The organism is Luteibacter sp. 22Crub2.1, from assembly GCF_900167995.1.
Lineage (GTDB): Bacteria > Pseudomonadota > Gammaproteobacteria > Xanthomonadales > Rhodanobacteraceae > Luteibacter > Luteibacter mycovicinus.
The window spans coordinates 23,854-42,320 of sequence record NZ_FUYT01000021.1 but is presented as its reverse complement, the minus strand read 5'-3'; the positions used below and the strand labels follow the sequence as shown (position 1 = coordinate 42,320).

Sequence of the window (18,467 nt, the reverse complement as noted above, 5' to 3'; positions counted from 1 at the left end):
GATCCCGACTACCGGGCGGAGAAAAACGATCCGACGGGATTAAAGTGCCAGCACATCGCCCAGCAGCGCCTGCGCCGTGATTTCGGGGCCGGCGCCCGGACCCTGGATCACCAGAGGCGTCGCGTGATAGCGCGTTGTCGTCAGCGCGAACTGGTTGTCGGTGCCGGACAGGCGGGACGCGGGATGCTCCGGGCCCACTTCCACGAGGCCTACACGAGCCCGGCCGCGCTGGTTGAGGCGTGCCAGGTAGCGCAGCACCTTGCCGTTGGCTTTCGCCTGCTCGTGCCGGATGCGCAGCGGTTCATCGAGCTCGCCGAGCCGTTCGAGGAACGTGGCGGTATCGAGATCGCGAAGCGCCTCGGGCACGAGGCTCTCAACCTCCACTTCTTCCGTACCCAATGCGAATCCCGCGTTGCGCGCGATGATCAGCAGCTTGCGCGCGACATCCTCGCCCGAAAGGTCCGAGCGGGGGTCGGGCTCGGTAAAGCCCAGCCGCCGCGCGTCCGACAACAACGCCGAAAAAGGGCGGCTGCCGTCGTACTGGTTGAACAGCCAGGACAGCGAACCGGAAAATACGCCTTCCAGTGTCAGCAGGCTGTCGCCGCAGTTGCGCAGGCGCCTTAGCGTGGACAGCACCGGAAGACCGGCGCCCACCGTCGCGGCGTCGCCATAAACGCTGCCGTTCGCGGTTGCGCCCTGAAGCGCACGCCAACCGGACAGATGGCCCCCGGCCAGCGCCTTGTTGGCGGTGACGACGTGGTAACCCGCCGCCAGCCACTCGGCGTGGCGGCTGGCCTCGATCGAACACGCCGTCGCGTCGATGACCACCTTGCGTTCGGCGCCCGTGGCGTCGAGCGCGGCCAGAAGTGGCGCGTTTTCGCGACCATCCCTGCCCCTGGCGAGAAACGCCGCGACATCGGCAGGGACCAGGCCGTCAGCATGCGTGTGCTGACGCTTCGAGTTCGCGGCGCCAACGAGGCGCAGGGAACGCGCCGCCGGTGTCGCGAGCAGGGTCAGCAAGGCACGCCCCACCACGCCGGTGCCGAGCAGGACGACCGCCGTGCGCGGCGCCGTGTCCACGAGGGGAGCGGCGACCACGGCGCTCACGCGCCGACCTTGCGTTTCGAGGTGACCGACGCCACCGCCGCCGCGCGCGCCAGCGCGGCTTCGAGATCCGCCAGCAGGTCGTCACCATCTTCGATGCCGACCGAGAGACGCAGCAGGCTGTCGGAAATACCGGCGACCTTGCGCGCTTCCGGCGCCATCGACGCGTGCGTCATGGAGGCGGGATGAGCGACCAGGCTCTCGACGCCACCCAGCGACTCCGCCAGCGAGAAATAGCGCAGGCCATCGACGAAGGCTTCGATCGCGTCGGTACCGCCGGCGATCTCGAAGCTGAGCATCGCGCCGAAACCTTTCTGCTGGCGCTGCGCCAGCGCGTGGCCGGGGTGCGACGCGAGACCGGGATAGAACACACGCGACACGGCGTCGTGTGCGTCGAGGCGGTCGGCGATACGGCGAGCATTTTCTTCGTGGGCACGAAGGCGTACGGCCAGCGTCCGCACACCACGCAGCGTGAGGAAGCTGTCGAACGGCGACCCCGTGAGCCCGTTGCAGTTGCCCCACCACTTCAGCTGCTCGGCGACCGCCTGGTCCGCGGCGATCACCGCACCGCCGACCACGTCGCTATGTCCGTTGATGTACTTGGTGGTCGAGTGAACGACGATGTCGGCGCCGAGTGTCAACGGCTGCTGCAGGGCGGGCGAGAGGAAGGTGTTATCGACGACGACGAGTGCGCCGACGGCATGCGCGGCCTGCGCGACGTGACGCACGTCGGTGATACGCAGCAGAGGGTTGGACGGCGTTTCCACCCAGACCAGTGCCGGCTTCTCCGCGAGGCCATCCGCAAGCGCGGTCGGATCGGTGAAGTCGACGAAACGCACACGGAAGCGCCCCTTCTTCGCCCAGGCATCGAGCAGGCGCCAGGTGCCGCCGTAGCAATCGTGCGCGGCAAGCACCAGAGCACCGGAGGGTACGAGTTCCAGCGCCAGCGCCACGGCGGACATCCCACTGCCGGTGACGACCGCGCCCGCCCCCTCTTCCAGCTCCGTCAGTGCTTCACCGAGCAGGTCGCGGGTAGGATTGCCGCTGCGTGAGTAGTCATAGGCGCGCTTGCGGCCGAAGCCCTCGAACGCATAGTTGGTCGACAGGTGCAGCGGCGGCACGACGGCGCCGTGCTGAGTGTCGGATTCGATGCCGGCGCGGACGGCGCGGGTACACAGACGGGATTCGTGGGTGGTCATGATTCAGCGGTCTCCGCGACAGTCGTTGAGTGCGTGACGCAGCACGGGAGCGAGCTGCACGGTTTCTTTGAGGAAGGCGTCGTGACCGTACGGCGAGTCCACGACTTCGAGGGTGGCGGTGCCGCCGAGACGGCGCTGCAGTTCGCACAGGTCCGACAGCGGAACGAGGCGATCGGAAGGGAAGCCGACCAGCGTCGTCGGTGCGGAAACCCGTTCCGGCGAGATGTCATGCAGGTCGATGGACTCGGAAAGGGCGAGAAAACGCGACGGGTCGAAACGTTCGACGAAGCGACGGCCGGCATGCTCCAGGTAATCCTCCACGGGGAAGTGGAAGCGGCCGTCGCGCAGTTCGGGGCCGGCGGCGAAACGGCGCGAGAATTCCTCGCTGCCGCGGTACGTCGTCATCGCCAGCTGACGGGCCAGGGCGAGCGCTTCATCCACCCGTCCGGACTCGATGCCGAGGCGGACGATGCCGCGCTGCACGGAGCGCTGCGCCGTGGACAGCGGGTGCGGACGGTGCGCGCCGGCGAGCAGTACCAGCGAACGCAGCTTGTCCGGATGGGCGGCCGCGAAGGCCAGGCCGGTCATCGCGCCGTATGAGGAGCCCACGAAGGCCTGAACGCGACCGATGCCCAGTTCGTCCACCAGCGCGGCCAGCGCGGATGCCTGATCCTCGCTGGAGACCGAGGCCACGTCGTCGCCCAGGTCGCCCGGGACGAGCCAGTCGATCGACAGCACGCGGCATTCGGCGAGGTCGATCGCGGCGCCCTGCCCCACCAGCTCCTGCCACCAGCCAGTGGCGCGGTCGCGTCCGGCACAGACGTCCCGGTCGGCCGAGATGCCGCCCTGCACGATCACCGTCGGCGCATGAGGCGCGCCGCACCACAGGTAACGGACGTCCACATTGACCGTTTCGCTGCCGTACTTCGGGACGAAGGAGACGCGGCGCACGCCACGCTGCTCGGTGAGGTCGGCGGCGCAACGCGGCGCGGCAACACAGGCCGTTTCGGGGAGGGAAATCACGGTGAAGGGCTCGGCTGACATATCCAGATTCCTGCGTTCGGGATCGAGCCCTGCGGGAACACCGGTATGCGGATTGCCGGCCACGGCTACGCGAATGCGTGCCCGCAACGGACATCCCATCTATCGGCTGACGTGCGGAAGCACGACCCGCAGGAGTTGGCACCGTCGCGGAAATCCGCAGGTTGCCCCGGCTTCAAAGGGCCTGTCCCTCAGCCGGTCTCGATGAGTGAAACCGACGATACGCCTCGATCCAAAACGTGTCAACAGCCGTTTAGACGTCCAGATGTCCAGATGTCTGAACGTGTGAGATGTGCGAATCATCGGGGAAACCGTTGGCACAGGCGGGCTGCGGGCTCCGGACTGCAAGCGCATAGCGGATGGCGACGGCACGGGTCAGAGGCTGTGGGATCGTGGACGTGGGGAGAACGTCGCCGGAAAGGCCGGACCCCATCGGGCGCGGGCCGATGGCGTCGCGCTGACGCCCAGCCGGGCCGGGTCACCGGTGGGGAGAGGCGTCGGGCCGCCTCAGCCAAGCCTCCTAACCCCTGCTAGAATAGGGGGTTAGCCTTCACAGCGACCCTGCCCATGTCCTCACACCTCACCGAAACCCGCCGGCGGCGCAGTTTTGCCATCGTCAGCCACCCCGACGCGGGCAAAACGACCCTGACCGAGAAGATCCTGCTGTTCGGCGGCGCGATCCAGATGGCCGGCTCGGTGAAGAGCCGCAAGGCCGCCCGCCACGCGACGTCCGACTGGATGGCGCTGGAAAAGGAGCGCGGCATCTCGGTGACCTCGTCGGTCATGCAGTTCCCCTATGACGACGCCATCGTCAACCTGCTGGACACACCCGGCCACGCGGACTTCTCCGAGGACACCTACCGCGTGCTCACGGCGGTCGACTCGGCGCTGATGGTGATCGACTGCGCCAAGGGCGTCGAGGAGCGCACGATCAAGCTCATGGAAGTCTGTCGGCTGCGCGACACGCCGATCATGACCTTCATCAACAAGCTCGACCGTGAAGGCCGCTCGCCGATCGAACTGCTCGACGAAGTCGAGTCCGTACTCGGGATCGCCTGCGCGCCGGTGACATGGCCGATCGGCATGGGTTCCCGCCTGAAGGGCGTTTACCACGTGGTGCTCGACGAAGTGCACGTGTTCGAGCCGGGCAAGAACTTCACCCGCCAGGACTCGACGATCTTCAAGGGCCTGGACGATCCCGCACTCGCCACGATGATCGGTCAGGCCGCGCTCGACGAACTGCGCGAAGAGCTCGAACTGGTTCTCGGCGCATCGAATCCCTTCGACATCGACGCCTACCTCGCCGGTAAACAGACACCGGTGTTCTTCGGTTCGGCGGTCAACAACTTCGGCGTACAACTGCTGCTCGACTTCTTCGTCGAGCACGCACCCTCGCCGCGCAGCCGCGAGACGCTGACGCGTGAAGTCAAGCCGGAAGAAGAGAAGCTCACGGGCTTCGTTTTCAAGATTCAGGCGAACATGGACCCGGCGCATCGTGACCGCGTCGCTTTCATGCGTGTCTGCTCGGGCACCTACACCGCCGGCATGAAAATGCAGCAGACGCGTACCGGCAAGGAAGTGCGCATCGCCAACGCGCTCACCTTCATGGCATCCGATCGCGAAATCGTGGAGCGGGCGTACCCTGGCGATGTCATCGGCCTGCATAACCATGGCACGATCACCATCGGCGATACCTTCACCGAAGGTGAGCCGCTGTCGTTCACCGGCATCCCGAACTTTGCGCCGGAGCTCTTCCGTCGTGCGCGTCTCCGTGACCCGATGAAGATGAAAGCGCTGCAGAAGGGCCTCGCGCAGCTGTCGGAAGAAGGCGCGACGCAGTTCTTCCGCCCGCTGATGTCGAACGACCTGATTCTCGGCGCGGTCGGCGTGCTGCAGTTCGATGTGGTCGCTTATCGTCTGAAGGACGAGTACAACGTCGACTCGAGTTTCGAGCAGGTCGGTGTGGCGACGGCGCGCTGGATCCATTGCGACGACGCGAAAAAGCTCGAGGAATTCCGCGAGAAGAACGCGGGTAATCTGGCGATCGATGCGGCTGGCGAGCTGGTTTACCTCGCCCCGACGCGGGTCAATCTGCAGCTGGCGCAGGAGCGCTGGCCGGGAGTCCGGTTCTCGGCGACGCGCGAGCATGCGGCGTCGGTCGACGTCTGAGGCTCAATAAAGCTTAGGCTCAATAAAAAAGTCCGGCCTGGCCGGACTTTTTTTATGGCGCGAAAAGGAGGCGTGCTTTCATCCAGCCTCAGACCGGCGACGGATGCAGATACCGGTGAATCGCCTGCACCACCACGGATCCTTCACCCACGCCTGAAGCCACGCGCTTGATCGATCCCGACCGCACATCGCCCACCGCGAACACGCCGCGCAGGGTCGTCGCGAACGGCGAAGGCGTCGCGTAACCATCGGCATCGCGGCCGGTAAGCACGAAACCCTTTCGATCCAGATCCAGGCAGCCGTCCAGCCAGGCCGTATTCGGCTCCGCGCCGATCATCACGAAGAGCGCACCGATCTTCTTGCGCGTCTGTGTGCCGTCGTTGCAGATCCAGCCCACCTCTCGCAGATAGGCATCGCCATCGAGGTGATCCACCTTGCAGTGCGTATGCAGCGTAATGCGCGGCGACTGGTCGATACGCTGCACCAGGTAATCCGACATGGTCGCGGCGAGCCCGCTGCCACGCACGAGGATATGTACGTGCGCCACGGTGCGCGCGAGGAAAACCGCCGCCTGACCCGCGCTGTTGCCGCCGCCGACGATCACCACTTCCTCGCCGGCACAGAGCGTCGCTTCCATCGCCGTCGCCGCGTAATGAATGCCCTGGCCCTCGAAGCGCTCGTAGTCGACGTGATCGAGCTTGCGATAGCGCGCACCCGTCGCGATGACCACGGACTTCGCCGCGACGACGGTGCCGTTGTCGAGCTTGAGACGGAACGGGTGCGCCGAGCAGTCCAGGCCCTGCACTTCACGCGCGATGGCCATGTGCGCACCGAACTTCATGGCCTGTACCTGGGCGCGGCCGGCCAGGGCCTGCCCCGAAATACCGGTGGGAAAGCCGAGGTAGTTTTCGATCTTCGAGCTGGTGCCGGCCTGACCACCCGGCGCCAGCGATTCCAGCACCAGCGTGTCCAGTCCCTCCGACGCGGCGTACACGGCCGCGGCGAGTCCCGCGGGCCCGGCGCCGATGACCGCGACGTCGTGCACGTGATCGGTATCGAGCAGGATGGAGATGCCCAGTTCGTCGGCCAGCTGGGAAGTCGTCGGGCACTTGAGTACCGTTCGATCAGGCAGGATGACGACCGGACACTCCTCCGGATCGAGGCCGAACCCGTCGATCAGGTGGCGCGCGTCTTCATCGATATCCGTGTCCAGCAAGCGGTACGGGTAGCCATTGCGAATCAGGAAGCTGCGCAGGCGCACCGTGTCCGCCGCGTGGGCGGAGCCTGCCAGGATCACGCCGCCCTGCCCGCTCTGAATGAGACCCACGCGGCGCAGGATGAAGGCACGCATGATGATTTCGCCGATATCCGGCTCACCGGACACCAGCTTACGGAACTGTAGGGGATTGAGCCGGACAAGACGCGTATCGACGGCCGTCCGGCCATTGACCATCACCTGGCGCTCGCTGAAGAGGTCGACCTCACCGGTGAACTGGTTCGGACCGTGGACGACGAAGATGTTGGGCGCGCCGTCCTCGTGGAAGTCGTAGACCTCGATACTGCCCTCCAGCACGAAGAAATAATCCACGCGCCGCTGCCCACGCTCGAACAGCAGCGTACCGGCCGGGACCGTCTCTTCCACTCCGTACCTGACCAGCCGCGCCGCCATCTCTTCGCTAAGGTGGGGGAAGGTCTGCTCACGACGGTTCATCGGGCTCGACGGATCGTTTTCTGACGGTATGGCCATGCAGCGGATTCCAGGGGGTTGGGGCCGTATGCCCTCGTGGGAAGATAGCCGATGTGGCACGGGACGATCTTGTATCGGAGCACCATCATGCCTGCGTAGACTCTGCCCGCAAGCCCATCAGGATACTGTTCATGTCCGTGCCGCCCACTGTCGTCAACCGCCCCTCGCTGCCGTTGCGCCTCCTGCGCTCACCGGTCGGTCGCATTCTCGTTTTCGCGGTGACGCTCAGCGCACTGGGCTTCATCGCCGGCCGCATCTACAACGGCATCGGTCTGCCCCGGGGCAGCCTGCCATTCGATCAGGTCACACCCCTGATCGAGGCCTTCCGGCTGCTGCCCATCGTGATCGCCTACTGGCTGCTGGTGCGGACGATCGAGCGACGGCGGATCGACGAGCTCGCGCCACGCAAGGCCATACCGCATCTGGCGCTCGGCCTGATCGGCGGCGCGGCGTTGTTTTCGCTGGTCGTGGGAACCCTCTACGCCCTGGGCGTCTTCGTCGTCGACGGCGTCAACCACGACGTGGCCTGGCTCGGTCCCATCCTGGTCACGGGAGTCGGTGCCGGCGTGGGAGAGGAAATCATCAGCCGCGGCGTGCTCTTCCGCATCGTCGAAGAAGGCCTGGGGACCTGGGCTTCGCTGATCATCTCCGCGGCCTTCTTCGGCGGCGTGCACATCTGGAACCCCGGCGCCACCGCCTGGAGCGCCATCGCCATTGCGCTGGAAGCCGGGCTCCTGTTCGGGCTGCTCTACAACGTGACCCGCTCCCTCTGGCTCTGCATGGGCGTCCACGCCGCCTGGAACATGGCCCAGGGGCCGTTCTACGGCATTCCGGTGTCCGGCTTCGAACAGCACGGCCTGCTGGCCTCCCATATGCAGGGGCCCGAATGGCTCACCGGCGGCGCGTTCGGCGCCGAGGCCTCCGTCGCGGCCCTTTGCATCTGCTCGATGGCGACGGCCGTATGTCTCGCCGTGGCGATCCGCCGCGGCACACTGGTCCCACCGCCGTGGCGTCGCGTCCCGCAGGCTCCAGTCGTGTGACGTATCGCCGATAATCAGTATGACGCCATGGAAGCCCGGCCCGGTTTGGGTGTAGTACCTGAACGGGCCAGACGCGGCACCCTTGTCCCACTACCGGTCTTCGCATGTCCTCTCACGAAAAGAAGCGCAACTGGCTGGCCGACCAGCCCCTTCAGCGCAAGATCGTCTTCGCCATCGGCGCCCTTCTGGCCCTTTTCGTGGCGGCCTGTGTCGCCAACCTGGTGTCGCTCTACCGGGAGAACGACACGCGGGCCTGGTCGACGCATACCTACGTCGTCCTGCTGACCCTGGCCAATACGAGCGACGACGCGCAGGCCCGGCAGGTGGCGGCGCGTGGTTACCTGCTCAACCAGGCGGAAACCGAATGGGCCGACTTCGACCGGGCCGACCGCAAGATAACCCAGGACATCGCCCAGATCCGCCAGCTGACGGTCGACAACCCGCTGCAGCAGGCGCGCCTGGACCGTGCCCAGGAAATGCTCGACCGTTGGAAGACCGAGGTCACCAAAGCGGGACTGGAGCCGATGCGCGCCATCGGCAACGCGGCCACCCCCGAGGCGTCGTTCGCCCGGGACCGCGTTCGTCACGACTACCTCGACCATCGCACGGTGCTGATGAGCGACATTCGCAAGCTGATCGACGAGATGTCGGCCAGCGAGCGGGTTCTGCTGGAGGAGCGGACCAGGGCCCTGGACCACGTACTCGCGGCAACTCAGTACATCGATGTCATTTCGCTGGTGGTCTGCCTTCTGTTCGGCTTCGCCGTGATCCTCATGACTTCCCAGCTGATCACCCGGCCCATCGTGCGGATGACCGAGCTGATGACGCGACTGGCCGGTCATGACCACACCATCGAGGTTCGCCAGCTGAGCCGCCGCGACGAGATCGGCGAGATCGCCCGTGCGCTCCAGGTGTTCAAGGAGATGGCGATCGAAACGGCGGGGCAGAACTGGCTGAAGTCGAGCGTCACCCAGGTGTCGAACCGCCTGCAGGGTGCGACGACCTACCGCGAGTTCGCCGACACGCTGCTCTCCGAGCTGGTTCCCACCCTCAAGGCGGGCGTCGGGGTGTTCTACGTGTTGCGGGAAGAAACCTCGACGCTGGAGATGCTGGGCAGCTACGGCTTCCGCCAGCGACGCCACGTCACCACGTCCTATGCTCTCGGCGAGGGCCTTGTCGGCCAGGCCGCCATCGAGCGCCGGCCCATCGTGCTGCAGGACGTGCCGGACGATTACACGCGCATCCACTCGGGCACCGGCGAAGCGTCGCCGCGCAGCGTGATCCTGGTGCCCGTGCTCTCACGCGACACGTTGCTCGGCGTCCTCGAGATCGCCAGCTTCGATCACCTGTCGTCGGTCCAGGAACGCCTGCTCGACGAACTGATGCCGATCGTCGCCCTGTCGCTGGAAAATCTCTCGCGAGCGCTGCGCACGAGCACGCTGCTCGAGCAGACGCAGAGCCAGGCCGACGAACTGCGCGCCTCGGAAGAAGCGCTGCGCTCGCAGCAGGAGGACCTGCGTTCGACCAACGAAGAACTCAAGAACCGGACGAACGAGCTGCAGGAGCAGTCGCAGCGGCTGGTCGCCTCCGAGGAAGAACTGCGCGTGCAGACGGAAGAACTGCATGCGTCGAACGAGGAACTGCGAGAGAAGAGCCTCACCCTCAACCAGCAGAAGGACTCGCTGCAGGCCCTGCAGAACGAAACCCAGGAAAAGGCCGAAGAGCTCGCGCGCGCCAGCCAGTACAAGTCCGAGTTCCTGGCGAACATGTCGCACGAGCTGCGTACGCCGCTGAACAGCCTGCTGATCCTCTCGCGCAGTCTTGCCGACAACGACGAAGAAAACCTCACCGGCGAGCAGGTCGAGTCGGCCCGGATCATCCACGACGCGGGCTCCAACCTGCTCCGGCTGATCAACGACATCCTCGACCTGTCCAAGGTCGAGGCCGGCAAGATGGAACTGATGGTCGATACGTTCCCGCTGGCCGATCTCTCACGCACCCTGAGCCGGACGTTCAACCACGTCGCGCAGGAGAAGAAGCTCGGCTTCGAGGTGACCGTCGCCCCCGGGCTTCCCGTGTCCATCCGCACCGATGGCGCCAAGCTCGAACAGGTCGCCAACAACCTGCTCAGCAACGCGTTCAAGTTCACCTCCAGCGGCACCGTGGCGCTGCGCATCTCACGCCCCGCCGCCGGGGCGGCGCTGCCGGACGGTCTCGATCCGGCCCACACCATCGCGATCGCCGTGATCGATTCGGGCATCGGCATCCCGGCCGACAAGTTCCAGCGCGTGTTCCACGCTTTCGAGCAGGTCGACGCCAGCACCAGCCGCCAGTACGGCGGCACCGGCCTGGGCCTCGCCATCTCCCGGCGCATCGCGATGCTCCTGGGCGGCGACATCACCCTCGTCAGCGAGCCCGGCAAGGGCAGCACCTTCACCATCTTCCTGCCGGAGACGGCGCCCGAGAGCGATTCGATCGCGGAGCCGATCCCGCTCCAGCAGGCGGCTGCCGAGGCGACGCTCCCGCTGTCGCCCGGCCTGCTCGTGGACAGCATCGATGACGACCGCGGCTCGCTCAATCCAGGCGATACGATCATTCTCGTCGTCGAGGACGACCCGGCCTTCGCGCGCATTCTGGCGGACATGATTCATCGCAAGGGCCACCGTGTGCTGGCGGCGGCGGATGGCGAGACCGGCCTGGCCCTGGCCAACCGTTACCGCCCCACCGGCATCCTGCTCGACGTGATGCTGCCGGGCATGGACGGCTGGACGGTGATCGAGCGCCTCAAGGGCGATGCCGCCACGCGGCACATCCCCGTGCACTTCATCTCGGCCACGGACGATTCCACCCGCGGCCTCGAGCTGGGTGCGGTCGGCTTCCTGACCAAACCGGTCAGCCGCGAATCCATCTCGGACGCTTTCGAGCGCCTGCTGCATTTCGCGGAAGGACGCACCCGCCACCTGCTGGTCGTGGACGACGATGCCAGCGCGCGCGCCGCCGTGCGCACGCTGCTGAAGGACGACTCGGTCGTCATCGACGAAGCTTCCTCCGGCGAGGAAGCACTCGCCATGACCGGCGATACGCCGTACGACTGCATCGTGCTCGATCTCGGCCTGCCCGGCATGTCGGGCATCGAGCTCCTCGAGCGGCTCGCGCGCGGCGGTCATACGCCGCCGGTGGTGGTCTATTCGGGTCGCGACCTCAGTCGCGAGGAAAGCATGAAGATCCGCCAGTACACCGACAGCATCGTGGTCAAGGGCGCCCGCTCGCCCGACCGCCTGCTCGACGAGGTGAGCCTGTTCCTGCACTCGATCCGTCATGGCGGCGGCGCGCGCGACGAAGCGATCACTCCTGCCGGCGGCATGGACGAGGCGGACCTCCGCGGCCGTCGCCTGCTGCTGGTGGACGACGACATGCGCAATCTGTTCGCCCTGTCCAAGGTGCTCCGGGCGAAGGGCGTCGACGTCGTGATGGCACAGGATGGCCAGAAAGCACTCGACACCCTGGACAAGGACGCGGACATCGAACTCGTGCTGATGGACATCATGATGCCGGTGATGGACGGGTACGAGACCATGCGCGCGATCCGCGCGAAGCCGGCGGTCGCGAAGGTGCCGATCATCGCGTTGACCGCGAAGGCCATGCGCGGCGATCGTGAAAAGTGCCTGGAGGCGGGTGCCAACGATTACCTGTCCAAGCCGATCGACGTGGACCGCCTGCTCTCGCTGATTCGCGTGTGGCTGCCGCAGCGCGGCTGATATGGATATCGAAGACATCGAAATCCAGTTGTTCGTGCGCGCGATGCAGCTGCGCCACGGGCACGATTTCAGTGAATACGCGCCCGCCTCGCTCAAGCGGCGGGTGCAGCAGCTCGTGCGCACGCACGATGCGGGCAGCGTCAGCGAGCTTACCCGGCGCTTGCTGCACGAGCCGGGCTTCGTCGCCAGGATCATCGAAGGTCTGTCGGTCCCGGTGTCGGAGATGTTCCGGGACCCCGCGGTCTTTCGCGTCCTGCGCGACAAGGTCTTCCCGGTACTGGCCTCCTATCCCGAGATCAACATCTGGCAGGCCGGCTGCGCGCATGGACAGGAGGTCTATTCGCTGGCCATCCTGCTCGAGGAAGCCGGACTCTACGAGCGCTCGCGCATCTACGCCACGGATTTCAACGACGCGGCGCTGGCGATCGCGGGCGAAGGCATCTACGCGACCCGCGAAGCGCGGGACTGGTCCCGCAACTATCTGGAAGGCGGCGGACAGCGTTCGCTCAGCGACTATTACAGCGCGCGCTACGACTTCATCAAGCTGGACACCCGCCTGCGCCGCAACGTCACCTTCTTCAATCACAACCTGGTGACGGACGAGGTGTTCTGCGAGGCGCATCTGATCCTTTGTCGCAACGTCCTGATCTACTTCACCAACACCTTGCAGGACCGCACGCTGGGCTTGTTCCGCGACAGTCTCGTGCGCGGCGGTTTTCTCTGCCTCGGCACCCGGGAGAACATCGATTTCTCGCCCGCGGCGGCGGGCTTCTCGGACGTCGACAACGCGCTGCGCGTTTACCAGGTGGGCGGTTCCGGTGCGAGGCCGCTGGCGCGATGAGCACGCATCAGGCGATCGTGATGGGTTGCAGCGCCGGTGGCCTGTCGGCGCTGCAACGTGTCCTCCCCGGACTGGACAGACGGCTCGCCGTGCCTGTCGTCATCTGCTGCCATACCGGCTCGGCCGACGTATCGCTTCTGGTCGAATTGCTGGCGCGCGTCAGCCCGCTGCCGGTCGTCGAAGCCCAGGAGCGCGCGCCCGTCGATCCGGGCGTGATCCACGTCGCTCCCGCCGGCTACCACCTGCTGATCGAACCGAACCTGCACTTCTCCCTGAGCATCGACGCCAAGGTCGCCTATGCACGGCCGTCGATCGACGTACTTTTCGAAACCGCCGCGGATGCCTGGCACGATGCCCTCGTCGCCGTGCTGATGACCGGCGCCAACTCGGACGGCGCCAACGGCCTCGTCGCCGTACGCCACGCCGGTGGCTATGCCGTTATTCAGGATCCCCAGACCGCCGAAGCGAAGGTGATGCCATTGACTGGCCTCGAACGCGCGGGAGCGGACGCCTGCCTGCCCCTCGACGCCATCGCCGCGCGACTCAACGAACTATGCCTGACATGAATCCGATCCGACCCAAGATCCTCGTCGTCGACGACACGCCCGCCAACCTCGTCGCCATGCGCCGCTTGCTGGCCCGTGCCGACGCCGACATTTTCGAAGCATCCAGTGGCAACGAGGCGCTTGCGCTGTGTCTCGATCACCAGTTCGCACTGGTGCTGCTCGACGTCAACATGCCCGAGATGGACGGCTTCGAGGTGGCGGAATTCATCTCGGAAAACGACCACCTGAACGAAACGCCGATTATCTTCGTGACCGCCGCCTACGCCGATGACGTCAACCGCATCAAGGGCTATACGGCCGGCGCGGTCGATTACATCGCCAAGCCGATCAACGACGTCATCCTGCAGTCGAAGGTGAAGATCTTCCTCGAGCTGTATCGCGCCCGCGCCTTGCTACAGAGTGCGCTCGACGAACTGTCGACGCGAAACGAGCAGCTGACCAACGAGGTGGCCGAACGCACGCGGATGGAACAGCTGGTTCGCCATCAGGCGACGCATGATGCGCTTACCGGGCTGCCGAACCGCTTGTTGTTCCGCGAACGCCTGGAAGGCGCCATCACGCTCGGCAACGGAGGCGGTGCGACCTTCGCGCTGGCCTATATCGACATCGATGGATTCAAGGGCGTCAATGACGCCAGCGGACACGCCGCCGGCGACGAGCTGCTCAAGGCGATCGCGCTGCGCATCGACGCCCGCACGCGTGGTACGGATACGGTGGCCCGCCTGGGCGGCGACGAGTTCGCCGTGCTGCTGCACGATACGGCGGATGCCGCGGGTGCGCTGACGCGCTGCCAGGCGCTCTGCGATGCCGTGGCTGAGCCTTACACGCTGACCATCGGGGATATTCGTGTTCCCGCCCGCGTTGGCGCCAGCATCGGTGTGACGATGTTCCATCACGGCATGGCGTACGACGAGATCGTGGCGATTGCCGATGGGGCGATGTATGAGGCGAAGCGCAGCGGCAAGAACCGCTGCGTTCTGGCCTGACCGTATCGCCGTCAGGCTGGCTCCCGCTCTCCTGGCGGGAGCAAACCTCGCTGACGATGCTTTTATCGGCCCAGCCCGGCCAGAAACGCTTCCAGCACCGCCCCGCGATACCGCTGCCGGTGCGACAACACCGACAACACCCGCCGGAGGTCCAGGAAAGGGGTTGGCAGAACCACCAGCCGCCCCGTCGCCCTCGCGTCCCCGATCGCCACCTCCGGGAGACACGCGATACCCAGCCCGGCGATCACCGCCTGCTTGATCGACTCGGACTGATCGAGTTCCAGCACGGTTCTTCCTTCAGGCAACTCGGCCAACGCCCGCTCGCTCAGCGCCCGCGTTGCCGAGCCTCGCTCGCGCAGCACCCAGCGTTCGCCGGCGAAATCCTCGCGGCGCAATCGCTTCTTTCCAGCCAGCACGTGATCCGGCCGTGCGCAGACCACCAGCCGGTCGTCTCGCCACGGGCGCGATTCGATCGACGGGTGCGTCACCGGCCCCTCGACGCAACCGATGTCGAAGTCATGGTCGAGCACGCCCTGGGCGATCCGCGCCGTATTGGCGACACCCAGGCGCAAAGAAACGCCCGGATGCGCGGACGCGAACGTCCCCAGCAGATCGCCCACCAGGTAATTGCCGACGGTATTGCTGGCGCCGACACGAATTTCCCCGGCAAGCTCGGCCAGTTCACCGGCGGCCCTGCGACCGAACTCGGCATGCCGCTCGATCAGTTCCTGCGCCAGCGGCAGCAGCTCGCGCCCGCGGTCGTTGATCCGCAACCGCCCCCGCTCGCGAGCGAACAGTTCGGCACCGAGCTGCCGCTCCAGTTCGGCGAGGGCCATGCTCGCGGCCGGTTGACTGAGGAACAGTCGTTCGCTCGCCGCGCGGACACTTCCGGTGGCGGCGATGGCGACGAAAATCTCTAACTGACGAGGGCTGACGGCATACATAAGTTCGACTTATACACCCGATAAGGGATTTTCAATATGCTTATACGTGGTCGATCAGGACAATAGGGACATTGCCAGGAACCCCGCCATGTCCTCCGTCGTCGCTTCGCCCATCGCCCCTTCACGTCTTCCCGGTTTCCTGCTCGCCCTCGCGGTGGCGGCCGTGGCCTTCGCGCTCGGCCGCGCCGTACCGCTCATCGGCGGCGCCGTCTTCGGCATCGTGCTCGGCATCCTGGTCCGCCATTTTGCGCCGCCGGCGGCGCGCTTCCAGCCGGGCATCCGCTTCGCCTCGAAGCAGGTCCTGCAGTGGTCGATCATCGCGCTGGGCTTCGGCCTGAGCCTGACCCAGGTCGCCCATATCGGTCTGGAATCGCTCTCGGTGACGTTGGCCACCGTCGCCGTGGCAGGCCTCTCGGCGTGGCTGCTCGGTCGCATGCTGCATGTCCATGACAAGCTTCAGGTACTGATCGGCATCGGCACCGCGATCTGCGGCGGCTCCGCCATTGCCGCCGTGGTGCCGATCATCAAGCCGGACGAACACGACACCGCCTTCGCCATCTCGACGATCTTCCTGTTCAATCTGGTCGCCGTGCTGCTCTTCCCCCTGCTGGGCCATCTGCTGGGCCTGACGGATCTGGGCTTCGGCCTCTGGGCAGGCACCGCGATCAACGACACCTCGTCGGTCGTCGCCGCCGGCTACAGCTTCAGTCATGCGGCTGGTGACTACGCCACCATCGTCAAGCTAACGCGCGCTACCCTGATCATTCCCATCAGTCTCGGCATCGCCCTCATCGTGGCGTGGCGTCAGAAACGCTCGGGCGCCAGCGACTTCAGTCTCGCGAAGATCTTTCCCTGGTTCATTCTCTGGTTTCTGGTCGCCTCGGGTATCCGCACCGCGGGTCTCGTTCCCGAGGTCGCCCTGCCGGTGATCCACTTCGTCGCGGAATGCCTGATCGTGGTCGCCCTCACCGCCATCGGCCTGTCGGCCGACCTGCGTCGCATGGCATCCACCGGCCCCCGCCCGATCCTTCTCGGACTCGGCGTCTGGGCCGCCGTGGCGCTCACCAGCCTGCTCGTGCAGCACCTGATCGGCCGTTGGTGAAAACACATAGCCAATCGCGCAAGGTCGGTAGCCACTTGGCCAGATGAAAGAGAAGCTCAAATAGCAGCCAGAATCCGCAGATTCAGCGCATGCTGCTGCGCCTGCCACACCGCCAGCCTTCCGGCGTCGATTTCATCCTGACCATCCATGGCGCTGAGCTTGCGCTTCCACCAGCTCCGGTACCGATAGCGCGAGATCTCGCCGGTCACGTCGCTGGCTATGACGCGCCCGCGCACGACCCGGATGATGGCCTCGCCGCCCGCTTCGCTGAGCGTGCCCTGGTCCCAGTTCGTCATGGCGACATCGGGCGCATACGCATCCTTGTCGATCGACAGATACACAGGCTCGCTGCTGCTCGCCTGCATTTTTACGAACGCGTCGACCATGCCTTCGCTGGTAAGGAATGAACGAAAACGCGCACCGAGCCCGAGCTTCAGCGCCCAGATGGTGTCCACGCCCGTCGACCAGTACGTCAGCTTGCCGGCACGCAGTGGCCCGAGGTAGTTCTCCCAGGCATGTCCGCGTCCGATATCGCCCGACGTGATGCCGATCACATGGACATGGCTGACCCGCCGCATCATCGCGACGCGGCGTACCCAGGATCCGCAGTGGACACCGAACGGAAAACGCATGTTGTCCGGATGGTTGTCGAGCACGACGACCTGAAAACTTTCCTTACCGGGGACGCGCTCGACCAGCGGCCAGGTCAGATGATGGAAATCGCCGCTGCCCATGAAGACCGTGCCGTGCTCACGCGGGAGGGTTTCCACCAGGTCGGCCGAGAAGCGACGAAGGCTGGATACCGAACAGCCAAAGCGGATCGGCTCTTCCCACTCCCTCAGCGGAAGCACGAGGCGACCCGGCAATGCGCCGACCGACCCATCGAGGTCAAGTACGATGGGCGTCCGCATCGGAGGCCTCCCATACGCTGTCGGATTCGAAACGATGGGCGAAACGCCGAAGCACGGCGCGCAGCAGCGGATGACGGATGTACACGGCATGCCGGGTCAGGTGGAAACGCGCACCCAACGACGCCTTGACCGCGGGATCCGTCCAGCCGGCGACATAGAACCGGAGGCCGCGCGCCAGGGCGAATTCGAGATTGACGAACCAGCTGACGAAGTACAGATCGAACTCGCGCGCCTGGGGGTACGCGAAGCCTACGTACTTGTCGAGCAACTTGCCATCGTGTTCGTAGCAGAGGTTCCAGCCGATGAGACGGCCGTCGACGCGGTAGGTGAACACCTGCCCGCCCGGATCGCGCAGCACGGCGGCGAAGAAATCGCGTGACAGCTTGTCGAAGTGGACTTCGCTCTGCGCGTGGACGTTTTCGAACAGCGCGTAGTACCCGTCGACGATCTCGTCCGAAGCGAAGGCATCGCCGGTGGGGATCACCGCGATGTCGAGCTTGTCGCGCGAACGAAGCTTGCGACGGAGATTCTTTCGCCGCGACGCGGAGAGCCGGCCGAGGTATTCGTCGACCGAGCCGAAGTCGATGGGCACATAGGCGAGTGCCTGCCCTTCGACGATGATGTAACCGCGGTCGCGCGCGGCATCGACGAAACGCGCGGTCCAGGCACGATCGCGCACGCTGGTCAGCGGCGAATCCACCGCGAGGTCCTTCACGATCAGCAGCGGATGGCTGGCACCGAACGAGCACGCCCACGAGGCGGCCACCGCGGCAGGGTCGTTGCATGCATCGAACAGCGAATATTCGGAGACCGTCGTCCCGGCAAAGCAGGTACGCGGCGTCAGCAGACGCTTCAGCAGCGACTGAAACGGAAAACTGGCCACACGCCGGCGAAGCTCGTCGTCGGCGGTGGTCAGCAGGTCGAACGGAGCCACGAAAAGTGGCGAACCATCCACCGCACGGGTCGGGGTGAACCCGTGCGGTGGATGGCGTTCAAAATGCCCGAGCAAGGCATCCGGCTCGAGCTGGTTCACGAACGCCATCGCGTGGCTGCCGGGTA

The 18,467-nt window shown here is 65.7% G+C and carries 14 protein-coding genes and 1 riboswitch; of the genes, 7 read left to right on the top strand and 7 right to left on the bottom strand.

Annotated elements, in window-relative coordinates; all coding sequences use genetic code 11:
• Nucleotides 1-39: 39 nt before the first annotated feature.
• From B5X73_RS18805 to B5X73_RS18795, 3 genes are read right to left on the bottom strand one after another with little or no spacing between them, the layout of a single operon-like run.
• Nucleotides 40-1,107, bottom strand: a complete 1,068-nt coding sequence (locus B5X73_RS18805) for a homoserine dehydrogenase family protein (RefSeq protein ID WP_079522879.1) — start codon at nucleotides 1,105-1,107, stop codon at nucleotides 40-42.
• Nucleotides 1,104-2,303, bottom strand: a complete 1,200-nt coding sequence (gene metB, locus B5X73_RS18800; RefSeq protein WP_036110939.1) for a cystathionine gamma-synthase — start codon at nucleotides 2,301-2,303, stop codon at nucleotides 1,104-1,106. The genes B5X73_RS18805 and metB overlap by 4 nt, the downstream gene beginning before the upstream one ends.
• Nucleotides 2,304-2,306: 3 nt before the next feature.
• Complete coding sequence (locus B5X73_RS18795; protein WP_079522878.1) at nucleotides 2,307-3,347, bottom strand: homoserine O-succinyltransferase MetX; 1,041 nt, start codon at nucleotides 3,345-3,347, stop codon at nucleotides 2,307-2,309.
• Between the two features lie 92 nt (nucleotides 3,348-3,439).
• A riboswitch (SAM riboswitch) is annotated at nucleotides 3,440-3,555 on the bottom strand.
• 356 nt (nucleotides 3,556-3,911) lie between these two features.
• On the opposite strand from B5X73_RS18795, the gene B5X73_RS18790 reads away from it, so the two are divergent.
• Nucleotides 3,912-5,513, top strand: a complete 1,602-nt coding sequence (locus tag B5X73_RS18790; RefSeq protein ID WP_036110937.1) for a peptide chain release factor 3 — start codon at nucleotides 3,912-3,914, stop codon at nucleotides 5,511-5,513.
• An 88-nt stretch (nucleotides 5,514-5,601) separates the two neighbouring features.
• Here B5X73_RS18790 and B5X73_RS18785 read toward each other — a convergent pair whose 3' ends face one another.
• On the bottom strand, nucleotides 5,602-7,260 hold the full coding sequence (locus B5X73_RS18785) for an FAD-dependent oxidoreductase (RefSeq protein ID WP_079522877.1): 1,659 nt from the start codon (nucleotides 7,258-7,260) through the stop codon (nucleotides 5,602-5,604).
• 131 nt (nucleotides 7,261-7,391) lie between these two features.
• Here B5X73_RS18785 and B5X73_RS18780 point away from each other — a divergent pair, with 131 nt between their 5' ends.
• The 5 genes from B5X73_RS18780 to B5X73_RS18760 all read left to right on the top strand — a co-directional run bounded on the left by B5X73_RS18780 (nucleotide 7,392) and on the right by B5X73_RS18760 (nucleotide 14,451).
• Nucleotides 7,392-8,300 (top strand): CPBP family intramembrane glutamic endopeptidase, encoded by a 909-nt coding sequence (locus tag B5X73_RS18780; RefSeq protein ID WP_079522876.1) that lies wholly within the window; start codon nucleotides 7,392-7,394, stop codon nucleotides 8,298-8,300.
• 104 nt (nucleotides 8,301-8,404) lie between these two features.
• Nucleotides 8,405-12,058 (top strand): response regulator, encoded by a 3,654-nt coding sequence (locus B5X73_RS18775; RefSeq protein ID WP_079522875.1) that lies wholly within the window; start codon nucleotides 8,405-8,407, stop codon nucleotides 12,056-12,058.
• Nucleotide 12,059: 1 nt separating this feature from the next.
• A complete protein-coding gene (locus tag B5X73_RS18770; RefSeq protein WP_079522874.1) occupies nucleotides 12,060-12,899 on the top strand; it encodes a CheR family methyltransferase in 840 nt (279 codons plus the stop codon).
• On the top strand, nucleotides 12,896-13,465 hold the full coding sequence (locus B5X73_RS18765) for a chemotaxis protein CheB (RefSeq protein ID WP_036110928.1): 570 nt from the start codon (nucleotides 12,896-12,898) through the stop codon (nucleotides 13,463-13,465). Before B5X73_RS18770 ends, B5X73_RS18765 begins: the two co-directional genes overlap by 4 nt.
• A complete protein-coding gene (locus tag B5X73_RS18760; RefSeq protein ID WP_176167894.1) occupies nucleotides 13,462-14,451 on the top strand; it encodes a diguanylate cyclase domain-containing protein in 990 nt (329 codons plus the stop codon). The genes B5X73_RS18765 and B5X73_RS18760 overlap by 4 nt, the downstream gene beginning before the upstream one ends.
• Before the next feature lie 62 nt (nucleotides 14,452-14,513).
• On the opposite strand, the gene B5X73_RS18755 is transcribed toward B5X73_RS18760, so the two are convergent.
• Complete coding sequence (locus B5X73_RS18755; RefSeq protein ID WP_079522873.1) at nucleotides 14,514-15,395, bottom strand: LysR substrate-binding domain-containing protein; 882 nt, start codon at nucleotides 15,393-15,395, stop codon at nucleotides 14,514-14,516.
• Nucleotides 15,396-15,483: 88 nt separating this feature from the next.
• Here B5X73_RS18755 and B5X73_RS18750 point away from each other — a divergent pair, with 88 nt between their 5' ends.
• Nucleotides 15,484-16,497 (top strand): YeiH family protein, encoded by a 1,014-nt coding sequence (locus tag B5X73_RS18750; RefSeq protein ID WP_079522872.1) that lies wholly within the window; start codon nucleotides 15,484-15,486, stop codon nucleotides 16,495-16,497.
• A gap of 56 nt (nucleotides 16,498-16,553) precedes the next feature.
• On the opposite strand, the gene B5X73_RS18745 is transcribed toward B5X73_RS18750, so the two are convergent.
• Both B5X73_RS18745 and B5X73_RS18740 read right to left on the bottom strand, forming a co-directional pair.
• The gene (locus B5X73_RS18745) at nucleotides 16,554-17,408 is read right to left on the bottom strand and encodes an arginase family protein (RefSeq protein ID WP_079522871.1); all 855 of its coding nucleotides are present in this window, start codon (nucleotides 17,406-17,408) and stop codon (nucleotides 16,554-16,556) included.
• Complete coding sequence (locus B5X73_RS18740; protein WP_079522870.1) at nucleotides 17,386-18,450, bottom strand: GNAT family N-acetyltransferase; 1,065 nt, start codon at nucleotides 18,448-18,450, stop codon at nucleotides 17,386-17,388. The genes B5X73_RS18745 and B5X73_RS18740 overlap by 23 nt, the downstream gene beginning before the upstream one ends.
• Nucleotides 18,451-18,467 lie beyond the last annotated feature (17 nt).

What these genes read in the sequence shown, in the direction of transcription:
- B5X73_RS18760 (WP_176167894.1), top strand. Translation starts at nt 13,462, where the DNA reads ATGAATCCGATCCGACCCAAGATCCTCGTCGTCGACGACACGCCCGCC.
- B5X73_RS18790 (WP_036110937.1), top strand. Translation starts at nt 3,912, where the DNA reads ATGTCCTCACACCTCACCGAAACCCGCCGGCGGCGCAGTTTTGCCATC.
- B5X73_RS18795 (WP_079522878.1), bottom strand. Translation starts at nt 3,347, where the DNA reads ATGTCAGCCGAGCCCTTCACCGTGATTTCCCTCCCCGAAACGGCCTGT.
- B5X73_RS18770 (WP_079522874.1), top strand. Translation starts at nt 12,060, where the DNA reads ATGGATATCGAAGACATCGAAATCCAGTTGTTCGTGCGCGCGATGCAG.
- B5X73_RS18740 (WP_079522870.1), bottom strand. Translation starts at nt 18,450, where the DNA reads ATGGCGTTCGTGAACCAGCTCGAGCCGGATGCCTTGCTCGGGCATTTT.
- B5X73_RS18755 (WP_079522873.1), bottom strand. Translation starts at nt 15,395, where the DNA reads ATGTATGCCGTCAGCCCTCGTCAGTTAGAGATTTTCGTCGCCATCGCC.
- metB (WP_036110939.1), bottom strand. Translation starts at nt 2,303, where the DNA reads ATGACCACCCACGAATCCCGTCTGTGTACCCGCGCCGTCCGCGCCGGC.
- B5X73_RS18765 (WP_036110928.1), top strand. Translation starts at nt 12,896, where the DNA reads ATGAGCACGCATCAGGCGATCGTGATGGGTTGCAGCGCCGGTGGCCTG.
- B5X73_RS18745 (WP_079522871.1), bottom strand. Translation starts at nt 17,408, where the DNA reads ATGCGGACGCCCATCGTACTTGACCTCGATGGGTCGGTCGGCGCATTG.
- B5X73_RS18750 (WP_079522872.1), top strand. Translation starts at nt 15,484, where the DNA reads ATGTCCTCCGTCGTCGCTTCGCCCATCGCCCCTTCACGTCTTCCCGGT.
- B5X73_RS18785 (WP_079522877.1), bottom strand. Translation starts at nt 7,260, where the DNA reads ATGGCCATACCGTCAGAAAACGATCCGTCGAGCCCGATGAACCGTCGT.
- B5X73_RS18780 (WP_079522876.1), top strand. Translation starts at nt 7,392, where the DNA reads ATGTCCGTGCCGCCCACTGTCGTCAACCGCCCCTCGCTGCCGTTGCGC.
- B5X73_RS18775 (WP_079522875.1), top strand. Translation starts at nt 8,405, where the DNA reads ATGTCCTCTCACGAAAAGAAGCGCAACTGGCTGGCCGACCAGCCCCTT.